Genomic DNA, 22,150 nt, shown 5'->3' on the forward strand with positions numbered 1-22,150 from the left:
TTGCCGTCTCGCGCAGGCCCGGGAAATGGCACGATTGCCATTATTCGATAGGATCGTGCCATGCCGTCCGATCATGCCGAGCCGTCCGGGACCGCGCGTCCGCATCGCGTCGTCGTACTTGCCCTCGACGGCGTGTACCCCTTCGAGCTGGGCATTCCGAACCGGGTGTTCGGCACCGCCGACGGCCGCTACGAGATCGTCACCTGTTCGCTGGACGGCGGTCCGGTCCGCAGCAGCGCCGACTTCGATATCGCGGTGGCGCAGGACAGTTCGGTGCTGGCCACCGCCGACACCGTGGTCATCCCGCCCTGCGAGGTGCTGCCCATCATGAACGACGGTCTGCCCCAGCAGGTTTCGGATGCCCTCGCCCGCATCCGCCCGGGCGTCCGGATCGTCTCCATCTGCACCGGCGCGGTGGTGGTGGCCGCGGCCGGTCTGCTCGACGGCCGCCCCGCCACCACGCACTGGAATCTGGCCGAGCACTTCCGTGGCGCCTTCCCGAATGTCCGCCTGGATCCCGATGTCCTGTACGTCGACGACGGTGACATCCTCACCTCGGCGGGCGCGACGGCCGGAGTCGACCTGTGCCTGCACCTGATTCGCCGTGATCACGGCAGTGAAGTGGCCAATATGGTGGCTCGCCGCTGTGTGGTCCCGCCGTGGCGGGAGGGCGGTCAGGCCCAGTTCATCGAGCAGCCCGTGCCGCCGTCCTCGGCGGCCGGCACCGCGGCGGCGCGGCAATGGGCGCTGGCGAATCTGCACGAGCCCCTGGCCATGGCGGATCTCGCGGCGCGGGCCCGCATGAGCGGCCGCACTTTCGCGCGTCGTTTCCGCGATGAGGTGGGAATGAGTCCCGGCCGCTGGCTGATTCAGCAGCGGGTGTTCCGGGCTCGTGAATTGCTGGAATCCACCGATCTTTCCGTGGATCGCATTGCGGGGGAGGTCGGCTTCGCGACGGGCACGTCGTTGCGGCAGCATTTGCACGAAACGATCGGCGTCTCACCGCTAGCTTACCGGCGTACGTTCCGGACCGGGGCCGATGCGCTGAATTGATTGGGTGATAAAGACCTCTGCGGCGAATTCGAAGAATGGCTCTAGCATTAGGAGTCGCTCGAATTTATGGCAGCACAGAAGAGGTTCCAATTAAAGTGTCCCACAGCGAGGTTGGTTTGTCAAATTTCGACTACGAAACCGAATTGTCGGCCGAGCGCGACTATGTCGCGTTTCTGTACCGGCAGCTGAATGCGGAGGAAACGGCCGCGGCGAACGCGCTCGGAGTGTCCCTGCGTGACAAGGATGCGACCACCTCGGCCGACCGCTGGCAGCGCGAGGTGTCGGTCGGCACCCTGCAACAGCGGGTCGGCCGGTACCGGGCCGCCGAGAACGGGCTCTGCTTCGGCAAGATCGACCACGAGACCGGCGGCTCGACCTATATCGGGCGCATCGGGCTGTTCGATGCGACCCACGATTTCGAGCCCTACCTGATGGATTGGCGTGCGCCGCAGGCACAACCGTTCTATACGGCGACCCTCGCCAGCAACGAGGGCATCGCGCGCCGACGGCACCTGCGCACCCACGGCAAGGAGGTCACCGGCTTCCACGACGATGTCTTCGCCCGCGGCGCGGAAGGCGCCGACGCCGATGCGGCCCTGCTCGCCGCCCTGGACGCACCGCGCGAGCAGACCATGCGCGACATCGTCGCCACCATCCAGAGCGAGCAGGACGAGATCATCCGGCTGCCGCACGCCGGCATCGTGGTGATCGAAGGCGGGCCCGGCACCGGCAAAACCGCTGTGGCGCTGCACCGGGTGGCGTATCTGCTCTACGCGCGGCGCGAGCAGCTGTCCCGGCAAGGCGTGCTGGTGGTCGGCCCGAATCCCGGATTCCTGACCTTCATCGGCAGCGTGCTGCCGTCGCTGGGGGAGACCGACGTCGTGTTCGCGACGCCCGGTGAACTCCTGCCCGGCCTGGACACGCAGACCGTGGAGACGCCGGAAGCCGAGCGGGTCAAGGGCGGTCACGCCATGGTGGCGGTGGTGGCCGCGGCCATCTCGGACCGCCAGGAGCTGCCCGGCTACGAGATCCCCATCGAATTGAGCGATGTGACAATCGATCTCGACGACGAGCTGGTGTCGGTGGCGCGCGAGCATGCCCGCGGCAGCGGCCTGCCGCACAATCAGGCCCGCCGCTACTTCCGGGAGCGACTGCTCGACGGCCTCACCGAACGCGCGGTGCACAGGATCGGCGAAGGCTGGCTGTCCCGGAGCGATACCGCCCTGCGCCGCGAATTGGCCGTCCAGGCCCGCGATGAGCTGGAGGTCCATTCCGAGGTGCGCTTCGAGGTGGATCGCCTGTGGCCCGAGCTGACTCCGCAGGATCTGCTCGCCGAGCTGTTCGGTTCCGAGGACCGCTTGGAGACGGCCGCGGCCGCCCTGCCGGAGGCCGACCGGGCCCTGCTGCACCGGGAAGACGGTGCGGCCTGGACCATTTCGGATGTGCCGCTGCTGGACGAGGCCGCCGAACTGCTCGGCGTCGATCGCTACGAGGAGGAGATGGCGGCCGAACGCGCCCGGCAGCTGCGCATCCGCTACGCCCGGGATGTGCTCGCCGTCATCGACACCCCCGACGAGGAGTACGAGGACGACGCCATGCGGGTCACCGACGCCATCGACGCGGAGACCCTCGCCGAACGCCAGGTCGAACGCGATCACCGCACCCTGGCGGAACGCGCTGCCGCCGACCGGGAATGGACCTACGGTCACATCGTCGTGGACGAGGCGCAAGAACTGTCCGAAATGCAGTGGCGGGTCCTCATGCGCCGCTGCCCGGGCAAGTCCATGACCATCGTCGGCGACCGCGCCCAGCGCCGCTCCCCGGCGGGCGCGCACACCTGGGGCCAGATGCTCGACCGCTATGCGCCCGGCCGCTGGAACTACCGCACGCTGACGATCAACTACCGCACGCCCGGCGAGATCATGGAGCTGGCCGGCGGCGTGCTCGCCCTGGTGGACCCGTCGGCCATCCCGCCGAAGTCGGTGCGCCACACCGGCGTCCGGCCCACCACCGCGCAGGTGCGGGACGGTGAGCTGGCGGCCGCGGTCGCCGAGCTGGCGGCAGCGGCGAACCCGGAGACCGGTTCGCTCGCGGTCATCGCCCCGGCGGGTCTGGCCCTCGATCTCCCGGTCCAGGTGCTGACCCCGGCGGAGGCCAAGGGCCTGGAGTTCGACGTGGTCGTGCTGGTGGAACCGGCGACGATTCTCGAGGAGTCCACCTACGGCGCGGCGGACCTCTACGTCGCGCTCACCCGGGCGACGCAGCGGCTGCACGTGATTCACACGCGTCCGCTGCCGGCCGGGATGCGCGAGCCGGTCGGCAGTCACTGAGTGCTCGCGGGGGCGACCGGGCGAGCGCTGCGCTCGCCCGGTCGCGGCTACGCGCGGGGAATTCGGCCGATGTGCGCGGTCGGTATGGTGGATTTCGATCAAGGAGGGGAGTCCATGCTCGAAGTAGCACACCTGACGCGCCGGTTCGGGGAAAAGGTTGCGGTCGACGATGTTTCGTTCGAGGTGCCGGCCGGTGCGCTGACCGGGTTCGTCGGCGGCAACGGGGCCGGCAAGACCACCACCATGCGGATGATCATGGGCGTGCTGGCCGTCCAGGGCGGCGAGATCCGCTGGAAGGGCCGCGCGGTGACGCCCGCGGATCGGCGGCGGTTCGGGTACATGCCCGAGGAGCGTGGCCTCTATCCCAAGCAGCCGATCCTCGAGCAGCTCGTGTATCTGGCCCGGCTGCGCGGTATCTCGGCCGCCGGGGCCCAGGACCGGGCCACCGCATTGCTGGAGCGGTTCGAGCTGGGTGCGCGCGGCAAGGACAAGCTGGAGTCGCTGTCGCTGGGCAATCAGCAGCGGGTGCAGATCGCGGCGGCCGTCATCGCCGAACCCGATGCGCTCATTCTCGACGAACCGTTTTCCGGACTCGACCCGGTCGCCGTCGACGCGATGGCCGAACTGCTGACCGAGTACGCGGCGAAAGGCGTTCCGGTGCTGTTCTCCTCGCATCAGCTCGAGCTGGTGGAGCGACTGTGCCATCAGCTGGTGATCCTGGCCGGCGGCCGCATTGTCGCGCAGGGCCCGGTCGAGCGGTTGCGGGCCGGCGGCGGCACGCGCTACCGGCTGGTCATGGACGGTGACACTGCGTGGCTGACCGGATTCGCCGGTGCGAATCTGCTCGAGACCAGCGGATCCCAGGCGCTGCTCGAACTCGACGGTGCGACGCCGGACGAATTGCTCAGGGCGGCACTGGCACACGGTTCGGTGCGGGAATTCGCCGAGGTGCGGTCCTCGGTGGCCGATATCTACCGGGCGGTGACGGCATGAGCGAGCGTACCGAGGTGAAAGCCCAGGCCGCGGACGCGTTCCCGCGTGATCTGTGGCTGATCGTCACCCAGCGTGAGGTCGGCGTGAAGCTGCGGGACCGCAACTTCCTGATCTCCACGCTCATCACCGTCGTCGTCATCGCGGCGTCGCTGACCATCAGCGGCATCATGGCCAATCGCACGGATCATGTGCAGGTGGCGACCGCGGGGCCCGAGGCCGGGCAGATCGTGGCGGCCGCCACCGGTCTCGCCGATGCCGCCGGCAAGAAGGTCGCCTTCGAGGCGCATCCGGCGGCCGATACGGCCGCGGTCGAAGCGCAGGTGCGCGGCGGCGCGGTCGACGCCGGGCTGGTTCCGGTGGACGGCGGCTGGCGGCTCATCGGTAAATCGGCGAAGAACGACAATGCCACCACATACGTGACCGCGGCGGCGCGGCAGTTCGCCATGCAGCACAATGCGGCCGCGGCCGGCACCTCGCTGGATCAGCTCGCGCGGGGCAGCGCGATGAGTTACGACCTGCTGGCGCCGAGCGCCGTCGATCCGGGCCTGTCCAAGGTGGTGGCGTTCGCGTTCGCTTTCCTCTTCTATCTGTCCTCCATCCTGTTCGGCATGGCCATCGCGCAGAGTGTGGTGGAGGAGAAGCAGAATCGGATCGTCGAGATCCTGGCCAGTGCGATTCCGGTGCGGCAGTTGCTGATCGGCAAGGTGATCGGCAATACGGTGATGGCGCTGGCCCAGCTGGCGTTGTTCGTCGGCGCGGGACTGATCGGCCTGACCGCCATCGGTAAGGGCGATCAGATCACGCAGATCGCCGGTGCGGCAGGCTGGTTCATCGTGTTCTTCCTGGTCGGCTTCCTGGCTCTCGCGAGTCTGTGGGCGGTCGCGGGTGCGCTGGCCACGCGGACCGAGGACCTGCAGTCGACCGCCACGCCGCTGTCCATGCTGGTGATGGCCGTATTGTTCGCGGGCATCTTCGCCAAGGGCGTGTTCCTGACGGTCATCTCGTTTGTGCCGATCGTGTCGATCGTGGCGATGCCGAGCAGGGTCGCGCAGGGCACGGCGTCCTGGTGGGAACCGTTGCCGGCCTTGGCGATCATGATCGCCGCGACCTACGGGATCATCGTGCTCGCGGAGCGCATCTATCGCCGTTCGCTGCTGCAGACCCAGCGCCGCTTGACGATTCGCCAGGCGCTGGCCGTCGAGGACTAGTCCTACGCGGAGTCGGCGGTGTGCATGCGCGCCAGCTGTCCGGCGACGAGGTCGAGGAAGGCGTCGACCTCCTCGCGGTGATAGGCCGGGGTGCCGGCGGCGGCGCGGTGGAATGTCGTGGCGCGCACATCCTCCGCGGTCAGGCCGTTGGGGCCGTTGTGCGCGAGGGTGGCGGCGAGGCGATCGAGGAAGCGGCCGACCTCCTCGGCGGCATAGCCGGGCAGGCCGTGCGGTGGCGCGGAGAAATGGATGCGCAGTACATCGTCGTGGGTGAGGGGGTCGGCGTCGCGCCCGGCGGGCACGGGGCAGCGCCCGCGGCGTAAGTGTTCCAGGTCGATGCAGAGCTGATCGAGGAACTCGTCGACCTGCTGGGAGTCGTAGCCGGGCAGTCCGGGTGGCGGCGCGTCGAATTCGGCCAGCCGGATGTCGGCGGAGGTGAGGTGGTCCAGGCCCGCCAGCGCGTCCGCGACGCGCGCGGTGAAGGCGTCCACCTGCGCCGGGTGGTAGGCGTCGTGCCCCAACGGCGGTGTGCCGAAGCGTTTGCGGCGTACGTCGTCGGGAGTCACGCGGGTCATTGTGCCAACCGGTCGATGTCCGAATTGCTTCCGCCCCTTGCGAATAGACCGCATGGGACGAAACGGTCCGTGAGCGGCGGGCGGGCTATGCCGGGTCCTTGCGCACGCCGTCGATGAGCAGCTGGCGAATGGCCTGGCTGAGATCGTTCACCGCGGCCGCGTCGGGCTGCCGCAGCCCGTGGATGATGGCCGCCAGGATCATGCCGGTCACCGCCCGCGCGGTATTGGTGGTGTCCAGGTCGGCGCGCAGGTAGCCCTGTTCCACGCCGTGTTCCAGATAGCCCGCGGTCAGCGCGTCGGCGGTGTCGAGCAGGCCGTAGAGCCGGGCGGTGAGTTCGGCGTCGATGCCGGTGGCCTGGAACAGCAGCAGCTGCGCGACCCGCTGATCCTCGAGGAAGATGCTGTTCAGCGCGTCGCCGATGCGATTGACCTGCGCCCGGTACTCGACCAGGCTCTCGGCCGCGTCGGGGGCGTTGTCGGTGCCCAGCGTCTCGATGATGCGGGCGGCGAGATCGTCGATGACGTGATCGATGATGTCGCGCTTGTTCTGGAAGTACCGGTAGAACGTCCCGTGCCCGATACCCAGCTGACCTGCGATATCGGCAATGCCGGTGGCGTGATAGCCCTTCTCGGCGAAACAGGCGAACGCGGTGTCGATGATCTCCTGGCGGAGTTCGGCCTTGCGGCGTTCGATTCTCGAGGATGGCTTCGTCACGACCTCGATGATACGGTGGTCACAAACGGAATGAGATGTCATTCCGTGACATGTGATTCAGATCCACTGGTTGGACACTCGCAGGGAGGTTCGGCGTGGCACCTCAGTACGACGCCATCGTGGTCGGGGCCGGGTTCGGCGGTATGGGCGCGGGCATCGAGCTGGATCGGCTCGGCCTGAGTAATTACGTGATCCTGGAGCGCGAGGACGACCTCGGCGGCACCTGGCACGTCAACCACTATCCGGGGCTCGCGGTCGACATCGCCTCGGTCACCTACTCCTATTCTTTCGAGCCCAACCCGCACTGGTCGCGGTTGTTCGCGCCCGGCGCCGAGTTGAAGAAGTACGCCGAGCACGTCGCCGACAAGTACGACCTACGCCGGCGCATGCGCTTCGACACCGTCGTGGGCGGGGCCCGCTGGGACGAAGAGCACCAGCAGTGGGTGGTCAGCGTCGAGAACGGTGAATCCCTCACCGCGCGTTATCTGCTCGCGGCCACCGGCTTCCTGTCGCAGCCCTACACGCCGCCGTTCCCGGGCATCGACACCTTCCAGGGCAAGATCATCCACACCACCGCGTGGGAGAACGACTTCGACCTCACCGGCCGCAAGGCCGCCATCATCGGCACCGGCGCCACCGCCGTGCAGCTGATCCCGGAGGTCGCCAAGAAGGCGCAGACGCTCACCGTCTTCCAGCGCACCCCGATCTGGGTGGTGCCGAAGATCGACGCGCCGATCCCGCCCGTCGTGCAGAACCTGTTCGCGCGGGTTCCGGTGACGCAGAAGGCCGCTCGCCTGGTGAACACCTCCATGCTGGAGGCGCTCATGGTGGTCGGCGTGCTGCACTTCAAGCAGGCCAAGCCGCTCAACAAGGCCGCGGCGCTGCTGGCCAAGGCGCATCTGCGGAGTTCGGTGCGGGACAAGGAAACCCGGAAGAAGCTGACTCCGCACTACGACTTCGGTTGCAAGCGGCCCACGTTCTCCAATCTGTACTTCAAGACGTTCAACGAGCCGCACGTCCGGCTGGAGACCAACTCCATCGATCACATCGAGGCCGACGGCATCGTGACCGAGGACGGGCACAAGACCGAGATCGATACGCTGATCCTGGCCACCGGCTTCAACCTGTGGGATGTGAACTTCCCGGCCATCGAGATCATCGGCCGCGACGGCCGCAATCTCGGAAAGTTCTGGCGCGACAACCGCTTCCAGGCCTACGAGGGCGTCACCGTGCCGAAGTTCCCCAACTTCCTGTGCCTCAACAGCCCGTACTCGTACAGCGGCCTCTCCTACTTCACCACCATCGAGGCGCAGATGAAGCACATCGGCCGCCTCTTCGGTGAGATGTTCCGCCGCGGCGAGCAGGTCTTCGAGGTCACCGAGGAAGCCAATACCGAGTTCCTGGACCGCGTCACCGACAAGCTGGGCAACTCCGTCTTCTACGGCGGCCAGTGCTCGGCGGCCCGTAGCTACTACTTCAATCAGCACGGCGAGGCCGCGCTGCTGCGCCCGACCAGCACCCTGAACGCCCACCGCGAAGCGGTCACTTTCCCGCTCGACGACTACACCTACGGGCAGCAATCGGCTTGACGCTCAAAGTTCGCGGCCGGCTCGGTTCTGGACTGACGGAGCGGGGGAGCGAAGCGGAGGAGCGGAGGAGGGAAGAACCGAGACTTCAGGGCCGCGAACTCGCCGGAGCGGAGCGTAGGCAAAATTAGCACCGCGGCGCGCCGCGTCTCAGGTAGAACTGGCAGACTGTGGGGGATACGCACCCAAAACTACCCATGACTAGGGGCTGACTTCGACGATGGACCTTCTGCTGCCGCTGCTGCTGGTTGCTCTGCTCATCCCGATGTTCCTCGGCGTCCGCAAACAAAAGCGGGAGGCGTCCAAGGTCACCGAGATGCAGGACAGCCTGAAGATCGGCGACCGGGTCGTCACCACGTCGGGGCTCTACGGCACTGTCGTCGACATCGATGACACCTCGGTGGATCTGGAGATCGCCGAGGAAATCGTCACCACCTGGCTGCGCCAAGCGATCCGCGAGGTGCGCAAGGACGATGTCGACACCACCGAAGACAACACCGAGGACACCACGGCCGCGGCCGTGTCCCCCGGCAACACCTCTTTCGAGGGTGCCGAGACGAACCACGAGGTGAACGGCAACGGCGCTGCCCACAATGGCAGCTCCGACGCCCAGGACGCCTCGCGCCTGACCAAGGACTGACAGACTCAGCGCCATCGGCCGCCCAGGAGATCAGGCGGCCGGTGGCGCTGCGGTGTGTACCCGCTCGTTCCGCCCCCGAATCCCGCCTAGGAGATAAGTACTGTGCCACCTTCTCAAGGAACGGCGCATCCGCTGCGACTGCTCGGCGTCTACGCCGCGCTGGTGGCTTTGATGTTCGGCCTGATTTTTTTCGTCGGGAAGTCGCATACGCCGAAGCTCGGCATCGACCTGCAGGGCGGTACCCGCGTCACGCTGACGCCGCGCACCCCCGATGGCGGTAAGCCCAGCCAGGACAGCCTGAAGCAGGCGCAGAGCATCATCGAGCAGCGCGTCAACGGCCTCGGCGTCGCCGGCTCCGAGGTCGTCATCGAGGGTGACAACCTGGTGATCACGGTCCCGGGTTCGGACGGTGCGCAGGCCAAGACCCTGGCCACCACCGCCAAGCTGTACGTGCGGCCGGTGCTGCAGGACATTCCGGCGCCGGGCGGCAAGGTGCAGTCGCAGCAGCAGCCGGGCGGCGCGCCGGGTGCGCCGGGCGCCCCGAGTGCGCCCGCGCCGAGCGTGCCCGGAGCCACGGATTCCGCGGTGCCGAGTGCCGCGCCCGCGCCGGCGACCGATGCGCCCGCGCCGTCGGAGGCCCCGGCCCCGAGCGAGGCCCCCGCGCCGAATCCGGCTCCGCAGAACCGCGTCTTCCCGGCGCAGGCGCCGACCACCCCGGTCCCGCCGACTACTCCGGCCAACCCGGGCGGCCTCAGCCCGCAGCAGCAGACGCAGAAGGAAATCCAGGACGCGAAGGCCCTGCGCCAGAGCACCGATCAGGCCACGCAGATCGCGGCCATCCAGAGCCTGGACTGCTCGAAGCCGGATCCGTTGCAGGGCAACGACGATCCGAATCTGCCCCTGGTCACCTGCAGCACCGACGGCACCCAGATCTACCTGCTGGACAAGTCCAAGCTGGACGGCACCGAGATCAAGGACGCCACCGCCACCCTGGATACCCGTGGCGGCGGCTGGGTGGTCAACCTGGAGTTCAAGGGCGGCGGCTCCGACACCTGGGGCAACCTGACCAACACCTACCTGAACAAGCAGCTGGCCTTCGCCCTCGACTCGCGCGTGGTGAGCGCGCCGCAGGTGCAGTCCGGTAACCAGTTCGGTGGCAGCACACAGATTTCCGGCAACTTCAGCGGTGCGGCCGCGAAAGATCTGGCGAACTCGCTGAAGTACGGTTCGCTGCCGCTGTCGTTCACCACCTCCGAGGCGGAGACGGTGTCGGCCACGCTGGGCATGTCCTCGCTGCACGCCGGTCTGATCGCGGGTGCGATCGGCCTCATCGCGGTGCTGCTGTACTGCCTGCTCTACTACCGCATGCTGGGCTTCCTGGCCGGCTTCTCGCTGGTCGCGGCCGGTGTGGCGGTGTACGCGCTGATCGTGTTGCTGGGCAGGTGGATCGGCTTCACGCTCGACCTGGCCGGTATCGCCGGTCTGATCATCGGTATCGGTATGACAGCGGACTCGTTCGTCGTCTTCTTCGAGCGCATCAAGGACGAGATGCGCGAGGGCCGTAGCTTCCGTTCGGCGGTGCCGCGCGGCTGGGCTCGCGCGCAGCGCACCAACCTGTCGGGTAAGACGGTGTCGCTCATCGCTTCCGCGGTGCTGTACCTGCTGGCGGCGGGCCAGGTGAAGGGCTTCGCCTTCACCCTGGGTCTGACCACCGTGCTCGACGTCATCGTGCTGTACCTGGTCACTTCGCCGCTGATGATGCTGGCATCGCGCTCGCCGTTCTGGGCGAAGCCGTCGGTGAACGGTCTCGGCGCCGTTGCAGAGATTGCCCGGGAACGCAAGGCGGCGGCCGGCGTCCTGGTGAAGGAGGCGTGAACATGGCCAAGACCAGTCCCGTCATGGACACCGATTCCGAACTCGATTACGAGGCAGCGGGATCGGTCAAGAAGCACAGCCTGTTCGAGCGGTTGTACACCGGCACCGGCGGTTTCGAGATCGTCGGACGCCGCAAGGTGTTCTACGGCATCGCCGCGGGCCTGATGCTGATCGCGATCCTGAGCATCGCGCTGCGCGGTTTCACCCTCGGCATCGATTTCGAGGGTGGGTCGCAGATTCAGCTGCCCGCCACCGGTGACGCCACCACCTCGAAGGTGCAGGACATCTATCACCAGGCGCTGGGCCATGATCCGGTGACCGTGCAGAAGGCGGGTTCCGGTTCGGCCGCGACCTTCCAGATCCGCTCGGACACGCTGAGTCAGGATCAGAGCGACAAGCTGCAGAACGCGCTGTTCGAGGCGTTCCAGCCGAAGGATTCCGCCGGTAATCCGAGCCGCAACGCGATCTCGGTCTCCGATATCAGTTCGACCTGGGGTAACCAGGTCACGCACAAGGCCGTGCTCGCGCTGCTGGTGTTCGTGGCGCTGGTGATGGTGTACATCACCATCCGCTTCGAACGGGATATGGCCATCGCGGCCATCGGCTCGCTGCTGTTCAATCTCGTTGTGACAGCGGGCATCTACTCGCTGGTCGGCTTCGAGGTGACGCCGGCGGCGGTCATCGGCCTGCTCACGATTCTGGGTTATGTGCTGTACGACAACGTGGTCGTCTTCGACAAGGTCGAGGAGAACACGCGCGGCGTCCTGCATCTGAGCCGCCACACCTATGCCGAGAAGGCGAACCTGGCGGCCAACCAGACCCTGATGCGGTCGATCAACACCACCATCATCGGCATCCTGCCCATCGTCGGCATGCTGGTGATCGCGGTGTGGCTGCTGGGCGTGGGCACGCTGAAGGACCTGGCGCTGGTGCAGCTGGTCGGCATGATCGTGGGTGGCTACTCGTCCATCTTCTTCGCGGTGCCGATCCTGGTGTCCATCAAGGAGCGCTTCGGCCCGGTGGCCGCGCACACCAGGAAGGTCATGAACCGGCGTTCCGGTGTGGCCGGCGCCCGCGCGACCGAGGTGGCCGCGAAGCGGGCGGGTGCGGCGACCCGTCCGGTCGAGGCGGGCGACGACGGTTTCGACGGCTTCGCCGCCGCCGGCCGTCCGCGTGCCGCGACCGCCGGTGCTTCGGGCGCACCGCGTCCCGGCGCCCGACCTACGGGGAAACGGCAGAAGAGAAGGCACTGAGGCGAGCGCAGGGGGTTTGCATTGAGGCAACAGGGAACGCGTCGCACCGTGCTGGTGCGGCGCGGCCTGGCCGTCGCGGCGGCGGGCGCGCTCGCGGTCGGCGGGCTGACGGCCTGCGGTAGCAAGAATCAGGTTCCGTCCATCGGCTACGGCGTGGACGCGGTCATCGCCAGCTACAACGGCAGCAGCACCCTCGGCGCCAACAGTGGTGCGGCCGCGGTGTTCTCGCGCGTGCTGACCGGGTTCTTCTACACCGGCCCGGACGGGCAGCCGGTGGCCGACACCGATACCGGCACCGCCAAGGAAGTCCCCGGCGATGCGCAGACCATCCAGTACCGCCTGAATCCGGACGGCGTGTACTCCGACGGCACCCCCACCTCGTGTGACGATCTGGTGCTGGCGTGGGCGGCGCGCAACGGCCGGTTCACCAAGGCCGGTCCGGGCGGCCCGATTCCGATGTTCGACGCCGCGAGCACCGACGGCTACCGCGATATCGAGCGGGTGGACTGCCAGGCCGGTTCCAAGGACGCCACCGTCGTCTTCCGGCCGGGCAAGCACTATTCGCAGTGGAAGACCCTGTTCAACGCCGACGAGATGATGCCGGCGCACACCATCGCGAACCAGCTGAAGCTGCCGAACGTGGTGACGGCCGTGCAGACCGGCGATCAGGCGACCATGGAACGCATCGCCGATTTCTGGAACACCGGCTGGAATCTCACCTCCGGCAAGGCGGATCTGACGGTGCTGCCGTCCTCGGGTCCGTACCGGATCGAATCCTTCACCGACAAGGACGGCCTGGTCCTGGTGAAGAACGAGAAGTGGTGGGGCAATGCGGCCGCGACGCCGCGGATCGTGGTGTGGGACAAGCATTCCGATCTGAAGGCGAAGCTGTCGGACAAGGCGATCGGCGTGCTCGACATCGGCGCCGGTTCGCTGGGTGACGTGAACCTGTCGGGCTTCTCGAAGGAGAATCTGCCCGGCCGCGGCGTCGAGCAGCTGACGCTGAGTACGGGTGGCGTCCTCGCGAACGCGAACGCGCGCAAGGCGTTCGCGCTGTGCGTGCCGCGGCAGGCGCTGTTCGACAAGTTCGGGCATCCCGGCTACGACGTGAAGAGCGGGCTGGGCGCGGGTCTCGCGAATTCCCGGACCGTGCCGCAGGATTCGCTGTACTACTCGTCCATCGTCGGCCCGGCCGACAAGTACAAGGGCGGCGATCCGGGCATCGTGACGGCGGCGAGCTCCTCGGGCATCCAGAACCAGACCGTGCGCATCGGCTATGTGAAGCCGGATGATCGGCGCGCGCAGACGGTGGCCGCCATCGCCGACGCGTGCAAGGCCGCGGGCATCACCGTGGTCGATGCGGGCGCACCGGATTTCACGGCGCAGCAACTGGCAGACGGCAAGGTGGACGCGATTCTCGGCGGCGACGCGGGCATGCCGGGACCGTCGGGTTCGCTCGCGGAGACCGACGCCATCGCGGCCCTGCGCACCGGCTCCGGCGTCAATTTCGGTAGGTACGGTAACGGCCGCTACGATGCCATCGCGGATCAGCTTGCGTCCGAGGACAACTCGAGCACCGTGCTGAACCTGCTGACCGAGCAGGAAAACCTGCTCTGGGGCGACATGCCGTCGATCCCGCTGTTCGCCGGACCGCGCACCATCGCGTTCGGCGACGGTATGGAGAACGGTATCGCCAGCCCGACACGGGCCGGCGCTGGTTGGAACATGGATCGCTGGGTGCTGAAGCGGTGACCCCGGTGGGGCCGTTGGTGACGAGGAATGGGTGGAGATGAGCAAGCACGAGATGGCTGACACGGACGACGCCGGGGCACGGAACGCCAAGGCCGAGGAGTCCGTGCAGCGGCTGACCCGCTGGCACGACGACTTCCCGACACCGGGCGTCCGCTTCGCGGACCTGACACCGGTTTTCGCGGACGCCGAGGGCTTCCGTTCGGTACTCGACTGCTTCGCCGCCACCGCCCCCGAGGCCGATCTGGTGGCGGGCGTGGACGCGCGCGGCTTCCTGCTGGGCGCCGGCGTGGCCGCCATCCTGGGCACCGGCGTGGTGGCGGTGCGCAAGGGCGGCAAGCTACCCCCGCCGGTCATCTCCCGCGAGTACACCCTCGAATACGGTTCGGCCGCACTGGAGATCCCGGCCGACGGCATCGATCTGAAGGGCCGTAAGGTCCTGCTGCTCGACGATGTGCTCGCCACCGGCGGCACCCTCGCCGCGGCTGCCGAGCTGTTCATCGCCGCCGGCGCCGAGGTGGTCGCGGCCGCCGTGGTGCTGGAGCTGACCTTCCTCGAGGGGCGCGCCAAGCAGGGCAGCTACCCGCTGCACTCGATCGTCAAGCTCTGACGGACGAACTCGATGGCCCGGTGACGAAGTCGTCACCGGGCCATCGTCTTTCTGGGTCGTGCTACTTGCCCGCGCCGATGGCCTGACCGATCAGCGCGCCCACCGCGTCGGGCAGGATCTCGCCGAGTGTCTGCCAGAAGCGCGGTTCCGCCATCACGAAGGTCGGATTGCTGATCCGGCAGCCCTGCACGGCGGGTACGCCATTGAGCCGATCGCGCAGGAAGTGGAAGGCCCCGGGCAGTTGCCCGGCGACGCCGGAGATGTGCTCGGCCACCAGTTCTCGCTCGTAGCTGACGCTGGGCGCGCCGTCCTTGCAGTACTTGTCGACCAGTTTGTCCACGCCCACATTGGGCAGGATCTCGTCGTACTGCGCGTGATAGATGTAGATGGGCATGTTCGGTGTGGCCTGGCCCAGCGAATTGTCGGCCAGGAACTTCTGCACGGCCGGATACTGCAGGGGGTCGCCGCCCTTGAACGCCCCCATGTAGTCGTAGAACGGCAGCAGCGCGGTGCCCTCGGGGTGGCAGAGCAGCTGTTTGGACGCGAACAGCACCTGGCTCACCGGATCCACGACATTGTCCCGCAACAGGTCCCGGACCTGCGGATACTCACCGGCTATGCCGGCGAACACGCCCATCAGCAGACCGGTGTAGAGGCCCTTGTTGTTGTGCCGCATGGCGTCCGGATAGTCCGCCGCCGCAATGCCGCCCGCGGCGACGCCGACGATGTTCAGTTCCGGCGCGTAGCTCTGCGCGATCTCCGCCGCGAACGAGGATGGGACGGTCCCGCCCGAATAGCCCCAGAGCGCGGTGGGCGTGCCGGGGCCGGAAAGCTGTGCGGGGGAGAAGTTCTCGGCGGCGCGGATGCCGTCGAGGGTGGTCTGCGCATTGAGTTTGGAGGTGCCGTAGGAGGAGTGCGGGCCTTCGTAGTCCGGGATGACCACGGTCCAGCCCTGCCCGACGCCCGCCGCGATGGGGATGAGCGTCTCGGCCGCGTTCACGTAGTCGAGGGGGAGTCCGCCGGATTGGATCACGTACGAGGGCGCGCAGTATTGGGCGGCACTGTCCTCGGCGATCTGATAGGACAGCAGTTTTCGCCCGCCCTGCGGTGCGGGACCGCGCGGCACCAGCACCGTGGTGACGGTCGAGATGGCCTCGCCGAAGCTGTTGGTGGTGCGGTACGACAGCTGCCAGGCATCGATATTCAGCTGGATGAACCCGAAGAAGGCCGGGTTGATGCGCCGGGCGCGCAGGATCTCGCCCGGTCGCGCCGCCGCGACCTGTCCGGCGGGCGGGGAATAGAAGTCGTCGACCTCGGGCGGCAGGGTGACCGACGGCGGTGGTTCCACCGCGACCTCGTGGCCCGGTTCGGCGCGCGCGGTGGTCTGTGCCGCCGCGACGAGTAGTCCGGCGGCGAGTCCGATGGCGAGCAACCGACCCCACCCATGTCCTGTCATGGAATCTCCCTGTGTGCACGGCGATGTGGCGCCCCAACCGTCTCAGACAAGGAGGTGTGCCGTCTCTGTGCACGGAATCAGGCTTACGCCCGGCAATTTGTTCAGATGACAAGGCAACCAAAGATATCGGCGGGCGCCACCCTGCCGTATTGGATTGCTGTGCGCGGATATTCGTTCACGCGCACAATGACTGGATGACCGTCGCACCCGATGACCCGGATACGCCCTTTGCGGGATTCCTTGCCGCGCACCTCCCCGAGGCCGCCCGGGAAATGGTGACGGCAGTGATCAAGACGGTCCCGGACTACGAGCGCCTGCCGCACGACCTGATCGAACAGGATCTGGTGCGCCGCGCCGAGGAGAACCTGCGGCTGTTCCTGCGCCTGCTCGGCGAACACCGCGATCCGCGGCCCGAGGACATGACCGGCATGATCGACGTGGCCGTTCGCCGTGCGCGCGAGGGCATTCCGCTGGACGCGGTGCTGGCCGTGTATCACCGCGGGGCGCTGGCCGCGTGGAACCACCTGGTCACCGTGGCCGGCACCGACCGTGAGCGCGAGGAATTGCTGGCCGCGGTTCCGCTGCTGCTCGGCTATCTCGGCGCGGTGGTGCCGGGCGTCGCCGCCTCCTATCTGGACGAGCGCCAGGATCTGCATTGGGAGCAGCGCGAGGCCAAACGCGCGCTGGGACAGGCGCTCCTGCAGGGTAAGCCCGCCGAGTTGCTGGCCGAACGCTTCGGCATCACCCTGGGCGGTTATCACGTGCTGGCCCTGCGCACGCCCGAGGCCGCCGAGAGCGGTGACGGCGTCCGCCCGGCCATGCGTGTCATCCACGGTGAGATCGATGCCTTGTCCCCGCAGGCGCTCACGGTGCTGGATCGGGCCGGCGGCTGGGTGCTGGTCCCGGCGACCGAGCCGAGTGCCCGCCTCGATACCGCGGTCGGCCGGATCGCCGCCGCGGCGGGTGTCCGGGTGATAGCTGGAACCGCGCTCGCCGCAATGGTTTCCGAGATTCCGGCGCGGGCGGAGGAGGCGGGGGAGATCGCGCGGCTCGCGCTCGGGCTGGGGCGGCCGACCGGTGTGTATCGCATGTCGGATCTCGCCCTGCAGTATCAGTTCGCGCGTCCCGGTCCCGCGCGCGCCTGGCTGCTCGGACTGCTGGGGCCGCTGACCGATCACCCGCATCTCATGCAGGCGCTGCGCGCGTATCTGGCGCACGACCACAATCGCGTGGCGGCCGCGGAGTCCCTGGTGGTACACCGCAATACGCTCAACTATCGGCTGAACCGGATAGCCGCGCTCACCGGTTACGATCCGGGCCGGTCCGAGCACACGCCCTTGTTCGCCGCGGCTCTGACCGCGTTCGATCTCGCGGGCGCCGATCTGTAGGCGGCGCGGCGCCGGTGGTCAGCGTGCGACGACCCGGGCGACGAATCCGCTGACTATGAGCCAGAAGACCGCGGCCAAACCGTAATTCAGCACGATGTCCAGATTGTGGCTGCCGGTGTGGAACAGTCCCGGGAAGAACAGCGCCAATGGCTCGGCGAGCGATTTGACGAAGGCGAAGAAGCGGTTCGACTGATCCGCGTTCAGCACCAGCATCAGGATGTACAGGCCCTCGATGAGGGCGAACAGCATGCCGACCGTCCCGATGATGCGGGCGGCGGCGGCCTCGTTGCGGGCGACGTACGGCATTCGGGGGGAATTCCCGTTGTCCGCCGGACGGAAACTGCGTCCCCGGGGTGTCGCCGGTAGTACGGGGTGTCGTCAGTAGCGCGCCACCAGGCGGGCGATGAACCCGGTCACGACGAGCCAGAACAGCGCTGCCAGTCCGTAGTTCACGACCACGTCCAGATGGGCGTTGCCGGTATGGAAGAGGCCGGGGAAGAACAGTGCCAGCGGCACCGCGAGTCCCTTGATGAAGAGGAAGAAGCGGTTGGCCTGATCGGCATTGAGGACGATCATGAGGATGTAGACGCCCTCGATCAGTGCGAACAGGCCACCGACGAGGCTGACGATTCGTGCCGCGGCGCCCTCGGAGTAAGAGCGGGGGTAATAGTAGGGCATATCCCACGCTATGCCCGGAAACTGGCAGTTCAATCAGAGGTCGCCGCTGGAAACGGCGGCCAAGATCGCAGACTGAAACGGACTCTTCGGTCGGTGAAAGTGGGTGTCGGACATGGCATGATGTCCGGGTGATCACCGCGGCGGTCGTGAGCGTTCGGGCGTGAGGCCCAAAGTCGTCCTGGGCATCGCCGCCGGCGCGGTCCTTTCGCTGATCACACTGGTCGTCGTCATCATCCTGCCCTCGACCGAAACCAGTTGTTCGCCGGGCACACCCGCGATTCCGTCCACCACCCCCGCGCTCACCGAACCCAACTGCCCGGCCACCGGTTCGCCCGCCGAAGCCGGGTTGCAGGACGGCGCCCTGCGCGTGCTGCGCTGCACCGTCGCGCGATTCGGGATGATGGATATGCGCGGCGTCGTCAACGATCCCGCCTTCCCGGATCTGAAGGCCGGGCGCGCGGTGGAATTCATCGTCGGCGCCGATCAGGCCAAAGGCGATGCGATCGTGCAGTTCCTGCAGGAGAGCGCGGCCAACTTCAAGATCGACTACGTGATCTGGAAGCAGCGCAGCTGGACTCCCGGCGCCGCCTCCGGCTTCGAGTGGAAGCCGCTGGACGACCGCGGCAACCCGGCCAGTAATCGGATGGACCGGGTCCAGGTGACCATCAAGGGCGACGACGCCGGCCCGAGCGTGTCCGCGCCGAACGTCTCGCTGGCCGCGGCGCCCGGCACCGTGAACGAGGCGGGCACCATCGGCGGCAGCGGGCGGCACGGATACCCCATCCCGCCAGGGCAATTCACCATCACCGACGGGTTCGGCGCGCGCGGCGGCACGCATATGGGCGTGGACTTCGCGGCCCCCGCGGGCACGCCCATCTACGCCGCGGCCGACGGTCTGGTGGTCGCGTCCGGTGCGGCCTCGGGCTTCGGCGACTGGGTGGTCATCGACTCCGTCGACGCGAACGGCAGTCGTTATTCGACGGTGTACGGCCATATGTATGCCAATGGCATCTACGTGAAGACCGGTGACATCGTCACCATGGGTCAGCACATCGCCGATGTCGGCAGCAATGGTGAATCCTCGGGCCCCCATTTGCATTTCGAACTCGTACCGGGCGGCCGGTTGACGGGCGGGCATCAGGTCGACCCCATGCCCTGGTTGCAGGGCGGCACCATCCCCACGCCGACCATGCCGTACTGCGAGAACGGATTCGGTACCGCCGGCGGCAATCTCGCCTCCGGTAAGGTGCCCGCGCAGTTCGAGGTCTGGTACCGCCGCGCCGGGTCCATCTGCCCCGAGATCAGCGCGTCGCTGCTGGCCGCGCAGGGCGCCGCCGAATCCGGCTTCAATGTCGGCGCCATCTCCCCGGACGGCGCGGAGGGCATCGCGCAGTTCATGCCCGGCACCGCCAAGGAACTGGCCCCCGACGGGCAGCCCTTCGTCATCGATGCCGACGGCAAGGGCTATGCCGACCCCATGGATCCGGCCGACGGCATCATCGGCCAGGGCCGCTATATGTGTGCCCTCGCCAAGACCATCGAGGGCTGGATGGCGCAGGGCAAGGTGTCCGGCGATCTGACCGCGCTGACCATCGCCGCCTACAACGCCGGTGAGGGTGCGGTGCTGTCCTCCGGAGGTATGCCGGACCAGATTCCGCGGCACTTCACCGAGACGCGGCCCTACGTGGAGCGGATTCTGCAGTCCGAGCCCAACTACCGCAGCATGGGCAGCGACGGCCGTTTCCAGCCCGATTCGAACGCCGATCTCGGACCGCAGATCGTGTCCGCCGGTGAGCAATGGCTCGGCACCCCATACGTTTTCGGCGGCGGCGGGCCCGGCGGGCCGACCAGTGGCGGCTTCGACGAGGCGGGTTTCACCTCGGCGGCGGTCTTCGCCGCCACCGGCGGCAGCGTCAATCTCCCGCGCACCGCGGAACAGCAGTGGGAACAGGGCGTCGAGGTGCCGCTGATCAATGCGAAGCCCGGTGACCTGGTCTTCGGCCGCTTCGGGCCGCGGGGTCCGGCCGATGTCGGCGTCTACATCGGCAGCGGCCGCATGCTGCACGCCGAACAGAACGGTCAGGTGTCGCAGGTGCCCCTGCTCAACGGCATGAAGGCGCGTCGCGTGGCGCGCTGAGACCCGGCTCACCGGAATATGTTCTTGCACTGGATCGTTGCTGCGAGTAAGTTGTTTCGAGTCTTATTGCCGTCGATCGGAGTCATGACGTTGGTCTTCTGAGGTAACCGCTGCGCGGCCCGCATACGTGCGCCGCATTCTTCGCGTTACCCTTCGGGAGGCTCGTATGTCATCTACTTCTGTATCCATTTCCGATCTCACCTTCACGTGGCCGGACGGCACCCCTGTCTTCGACGGTCTCGATGCCGTGCTCAGCGCCGGGCACATCGGCCTGGTCGGCAGCAATGGCGCCGGTAAATCGACGCTGCTGCGGCTGATCACCGGTGAACTGAACCCCCAGCGGGGCTCGATCACGCTGCCCGGCCGCCTGGGCTACCTGCGCCAGGATCTCGGCCTGGCCGCCGGACAGCGGGTCGACGAGGTGCTGGGCATCGCCGAGCTGCGAAAGGCCCTGCACCGCATCGAATCCGGTACGGGCGGCGAGGCCGACTTCGAATTCGTGGGCGCCGCCTGGGATATCGAGGAACGCGCGGTGGCGCTGCTCGGCAAGCTCGGATTGCACTATGTAGCAGGCGATGTCACGCAACTGGACCGCCGGCTGGACACCTTGTCCGGCGGCGAGACGGTACTGCTCGGCCTGGTCGCCGAGCTGCTGCGCGAACCCGATGTGCTGCTGCTGGACGAACCGACCAACAATCTGGATCAGGTTGCGCGCGAACGCCTCTACGAGGTGGTCGGCCAGTTCCCCGGCACGGTGCTGACGGTCAGCCACGACCGGGAACTGCTGGATCGGGTGGACAGCATCGCGGAACTGCGGCAGGGCGAGATCCGTTCGTTCGGCGGCAATTTCACCGAGTACGAGCGGATCATCGAGGCCGAGCAGGAAGCGGCCCGCGCGGCCGTCCGCGATGCCCGCAGCGATGTGCGCAAACAGTCCCGCGAACTGGTCGAGGCGCGCATCAAACTGGACCGGCGGTTGCGCTATGGGCAGAAGATGTGGGATCAGAAACGCGAACCCAAGATCATCATGTCGGAACGCAAACGCCAGGCCCAGGTCTCGGCGGGCAAGTTGCGCAACAACCATATCGGCAAGGTCGAGGAGGCCAAAGATCAGCTGACACAGGCGCAGGAGCTGCTGCGCGACGACCGGGAGATCCGGGTCGACCTGCCCGGCACCCGGCTCTACCCGGGACAGGACGTGATCGCGCTGGACGAGGTGGTGCTGGCCAACGGTCCCACGGTGACGCTGAAAATCACCGGGCCCGAACGCATCGCCCTCACCGGCCGCAACGGGGCGGGCAAAACCACCCTGCTGCAGCGCATCTGCGCGGAAGCGCCGAAGGTGCCGTGGCGATTGCTGCCGCAGCGCCTGGACATCTTCGACGAGCAGCGGTCGGTCTTCGAGAATGTCGCCGACGCCGCGCCGCACGCGAAACCGGAACAGATTCGAGCCCAATTGGCCCGCTTCCTGTTCCGCGGCGCGGATGCCGATGTGCTCGCGGGCGCGCTGTCCGGCGGGGAACGCCTGCGGGCGGCGCTGGCCATGCTGCTGCTGGCCGAACCCGCGCCCCGGCTGTTGCTGCTCGACGAACCCACCAACAATCTGGATCTGCCCAGCCTGCGCCACCTCACCGAGGCGCTGGCGAGCTTCCAGGGCGCGTTGGTGGTGGTCAGCCACGATGCGCGGTTCCTGGACGAGATCGGGGTGACGCGTCGCGTGGACCTGTCCGCGGACGGGCTCGCCGAAGTCGCGGCGGAGTGACAGCAGGCTGTCGGCGGCGGAGTGACAGCAGGCTGTCGGCGGCGGAGTGACAGCAGGCTGTCGAGGCGCATTGCGGCCACCTGAGCAATCGGGACGCAATGCTGCCTCGAACCCGGCCTCGACGGCGGTATCCTCTGCTCTC

General features: G+C 67.6%; 18 protein-coding genes. 13 read left to right on the plus strand and 5 right to left on the minus strand.

Annotation, left to right across the window (positions count from 1 at the left end):
• The first annotated feature begins 60 nt into the window (after positions 1 to 60).
• The 4 genes from ACH438_RS04795 (at position 61) to ACH438_RS04810 (ending at position 5,584) form a co-directional block, all read left to right on the plus strand.
• Complete coding sequence (locus ACH438_RS04795) at positions 61 to 1,053, plus strand: GlxA family transcriptional regulator (RefSeq protein WP_397001272.1); 993 nt, start codon at positions 61 to 63, stop codon at positions 1,051 to 1,053.
• Positions 1,054 to 1,169: 116 nt separating this feature from the next.
• Positions 1,170 to 3,383: a UvrD-helicase domain-containing protein gene (locus ACH438_RS04800; protein ID WP_397001274.1), complete on the plus strand. Its 2,214-nt coding sequence runs from the start codon at positions 1,170 to 1,172 to the stop codon at positions 3,381 to 3,383.
• Positions 3,384 to 3,497: 114 nt separating this feature from the next.
• Positions 3,498 to 4,376 carry an ABC transporter ATP-binding protein gene (locus tag ACH438_RS04805; RefSeq protein ID WP_397001276.1) on the plus strand — a complete coding sequence of 293 codons (879 nt, stop codon included), beginning with the start codon at positions 3,498 to 3,500 and terminating at the stop codon, positions 4,374 to 4,376.
• On the plus strand, positions 4,373 to 5,584 hold the full coding sequence (locus ACH438_RS04810; protein WP_397001278.1) for an ABC transporter permease: 1,212 nt from the start codon (positions 4,373 to 4,375) through the stop codon (positions 5,582 to 5,584). The genes ACH438_RS04805 and ACH438_RS04810 overlap by 4 nt, the downstream gene beginning before the upstream one ends.
• Positions 5,585 to 5,586: 2 nt before the next feature.
• Here ACH438_RS04810 and ACH438_RS04815 read toward each other — a convergent pair whose 3' ends face one another.
• Together ACH438_RS04815 and ACH438_RS04820 are read right to left on the minus strand one after the other, a co-directional pair.
• Positions 5,587 to 6,159, minus strand: a complete 573-nt coding sequence (locus ACH438_RS04815) for a DivIVA domain-containing protein (RefSeq protein ID WP_397001280.1) — start codon at positions 6,157 to 6,159, stop codon at positions 5,587 to 5,589.
• Positions 6,160 to 6,244: 85 nt separating this feature from the next.
• A complete protein-coding gene (locus ACH438_RS04820; protein WP_397001282.1) occupies positions 6,245 to 6,916 on the minus strand; it encodes a TetR/AcrR family transcriptional regulator in 672 nt (223 codons plus the stop codon).
• A gap of 53 nt (positions 6,917 to 6,969) precedes the next feature.
• Between ACH438_RS04820 and ACH438_RS04825 the strand changes: the two genes are divergently transcribed.
• The 6 genes from ACH438_RS04825 to ACH438_RS04850 all read left to right on the plus strand — a co-directional run bounded on the left by ACH438_RS04825 (position 6,970) and on the right by ACH438_RS04850 (position 14,587).
• Positions 6,970 to 8,463 (plus strand): flavin-containing monooxygenase, encoded by a 1,494-nt coding sequence (locus ACH438_RS04825; protein ID WP_397001284.1) that lies wholly within the window; start codon positions 6,970 to 6,972, stop codon positions 8,461 to 8,463.
• A gap of 217 nt (positions 8,464 to 8,680) precedes the next feature.
• Positions 8,681 to 9,100, plus strand: a complete 420-nt coding sequence (gene yajC, locus ACH438_RS04830; RefSeq protein ID WP_397001286.1) for a preprotein translocase subunit YajC — start codon at positions 8,681 to 8,683, stop codon at positions 9,098 to 9,100.
• 102 nt (positions 9,101 to 9,202) lie between these two features.
• A complete protein-coding gene (secD, locus tag ACH438_RS04835) occupies positions 9,203 to 10,975 on the plus strand; it encodes a protein translocase subunit SecD (protein ID WP_397001288.1) in 1,773 nt (590 codons plus the stop codon).
• A gap of 2 nt (positions 10,976 to 10,977) precedes the next feature.
• Positions 10,978 to 12,228, plus strand: coding sequence for a protein translocase subunit SecF (gene secF, locus ACH438_RS04840; protein WP_397001290.1), 1,251 nt, complete (start codon positions 10,978 to 10,980; stop codon positions 12,226 to 12,228).
• A 21-nt stretch (positions 12,229 to 12,249) separates the two neighbouring features.
• Positions 12,250 to 13,980, plus strand: a complete 1,731-nt coding sequence (locus ACH438_RS04845; protein WP_397001292.1) for an ABC transporter substrate-binding protein — start codon at positions 12,250 to 12,252, stop codon at positions 13,978 to 13,980.
• A 52-nt stretch (positions 13,981 to 14,032) separates the two neighbouring features.
• Positions 14,033 to 14,587 (plus strand): adenine phosphoribosyltransferase, encoded by a 555-nt coding sequence (locus ACH438_RS04850; protein ID WP_397002286.1) that lies wholly within the window; start codon positions 14,033 to 14,035, stop codon positions 14,585 to 14,587.
• Between the two features lie 61 nt (positions 14,588 to 14,648).
• On the opposite strand, the gene ACH438_RS04855 is transcribed toward ACH438_RS04850, so the two are convergent.
• Positions 14,649 to 16,043 carry a lipase family protein gene (locus tag ACH438_RS04855; RefSeq protein ID WP_397001294.1) on the minus strand — a complete coding sequence of 465 codons (1,395 nt, stop codon included), beginning with the start codon at positions 16,041 to 16,043 and terminating at the stop codon, positions 14,649 to 14,651.
• Positions 16,044 to 16,237: 194 nt separating this feature from the next.
• Here ACH438_RS04855 and ACH438_RS04860 point away from each other — a divergent pair, with 194 nt between their 5' ends.
• On the plus strand, positions 16,238 to 17,431 hold the full coding sequence (locus tag ACH438_RS04860) for a PucR family transcriptional regulator (protein WP_397001296.1): 1,194 nt from the start codon (positions 16,238 to 16,240) through the stop codon (positions 17,429 to 17,431).
• A gap of 18 nt (positions 17,432 to 17,449) precedes the next feature.
• On the opposite strand, the gene ACH438_RS04865 is transcribed toward ACH438_RS04860, so the two are convergent.
• Together ACH438_RS04865 and ACH438_RS04870 are read right to left on the minus strand one after the other, a co-directional pair.
• Complete coding sequence (locus ACH438_RS04865) at positions 17,450 to 17,737, minus strand: hypothetical protein (protein WP_397001298.1); 288 nt, start codon at positions 17,735 to 17,737, stop codon at positions 17,450 to 17,452.
• A 72-nt stretch (positions 17,738 to 17,809) separates the two neighbouring features.
• On the minus strand, positions 17,810 to 18,109 hold the full coding sequence (locus tag ACH438_RS04870) for a hypothetical protein (protein WP_397001300.1): 300 nt from the start codon (positions 18,107 to 18,109) through the stop codon (positions 17,810 to 17,812).
• Positions 18,110 to 18,269: 160 nt separating this feature from the next.
• Between ACH438_RS04870 and ACH438_RS04875 the strand changes: the two genes are divergently transcribed.
• Both ACH438_RS04875 and ACH438_RS04880 read left to right on the plus strand, forming a co-directional pair.
• On the plus strand, positions 18,270 to 20,246 hold the full coding sequence (locus ACH438_RS04875; protein WP_397001302.1) for a peptidoglycan DD-metalloendopeptidase family protein: 1,977 nt from the start codon (positions 18,270 to 18,272) through the stop codon (positions 20,244 to 20,246).
• Positions 20,247 to 20,412: 166 nt separating this feature from the next.
• The gene (locus ACH438_RS04880; RefSeq protein ID WP_397001304.1) at positions 20,413 to 22,008 is read left to right on the plus strand and encodes an ABC-F family ATP-binding cassette domain-containing protein; all 1,596 of its coding nucleotides are present in this window, start codon (positions 20,413 to 20,415) and stop codon (positions 22,006 to 22,008) included.
• The last annotated feature ends 142 nt before the right edge of the window (positions 22,009 to 22,150 follow it).

This window comes from Nocardia sp. NPDC020380, from assembly GCF_044386975.1.
GTDB lineage: Bacteria > Actinomycetota > Actinomycetes > Mycobacteriales > Mycobacteriaceae > Nocardia.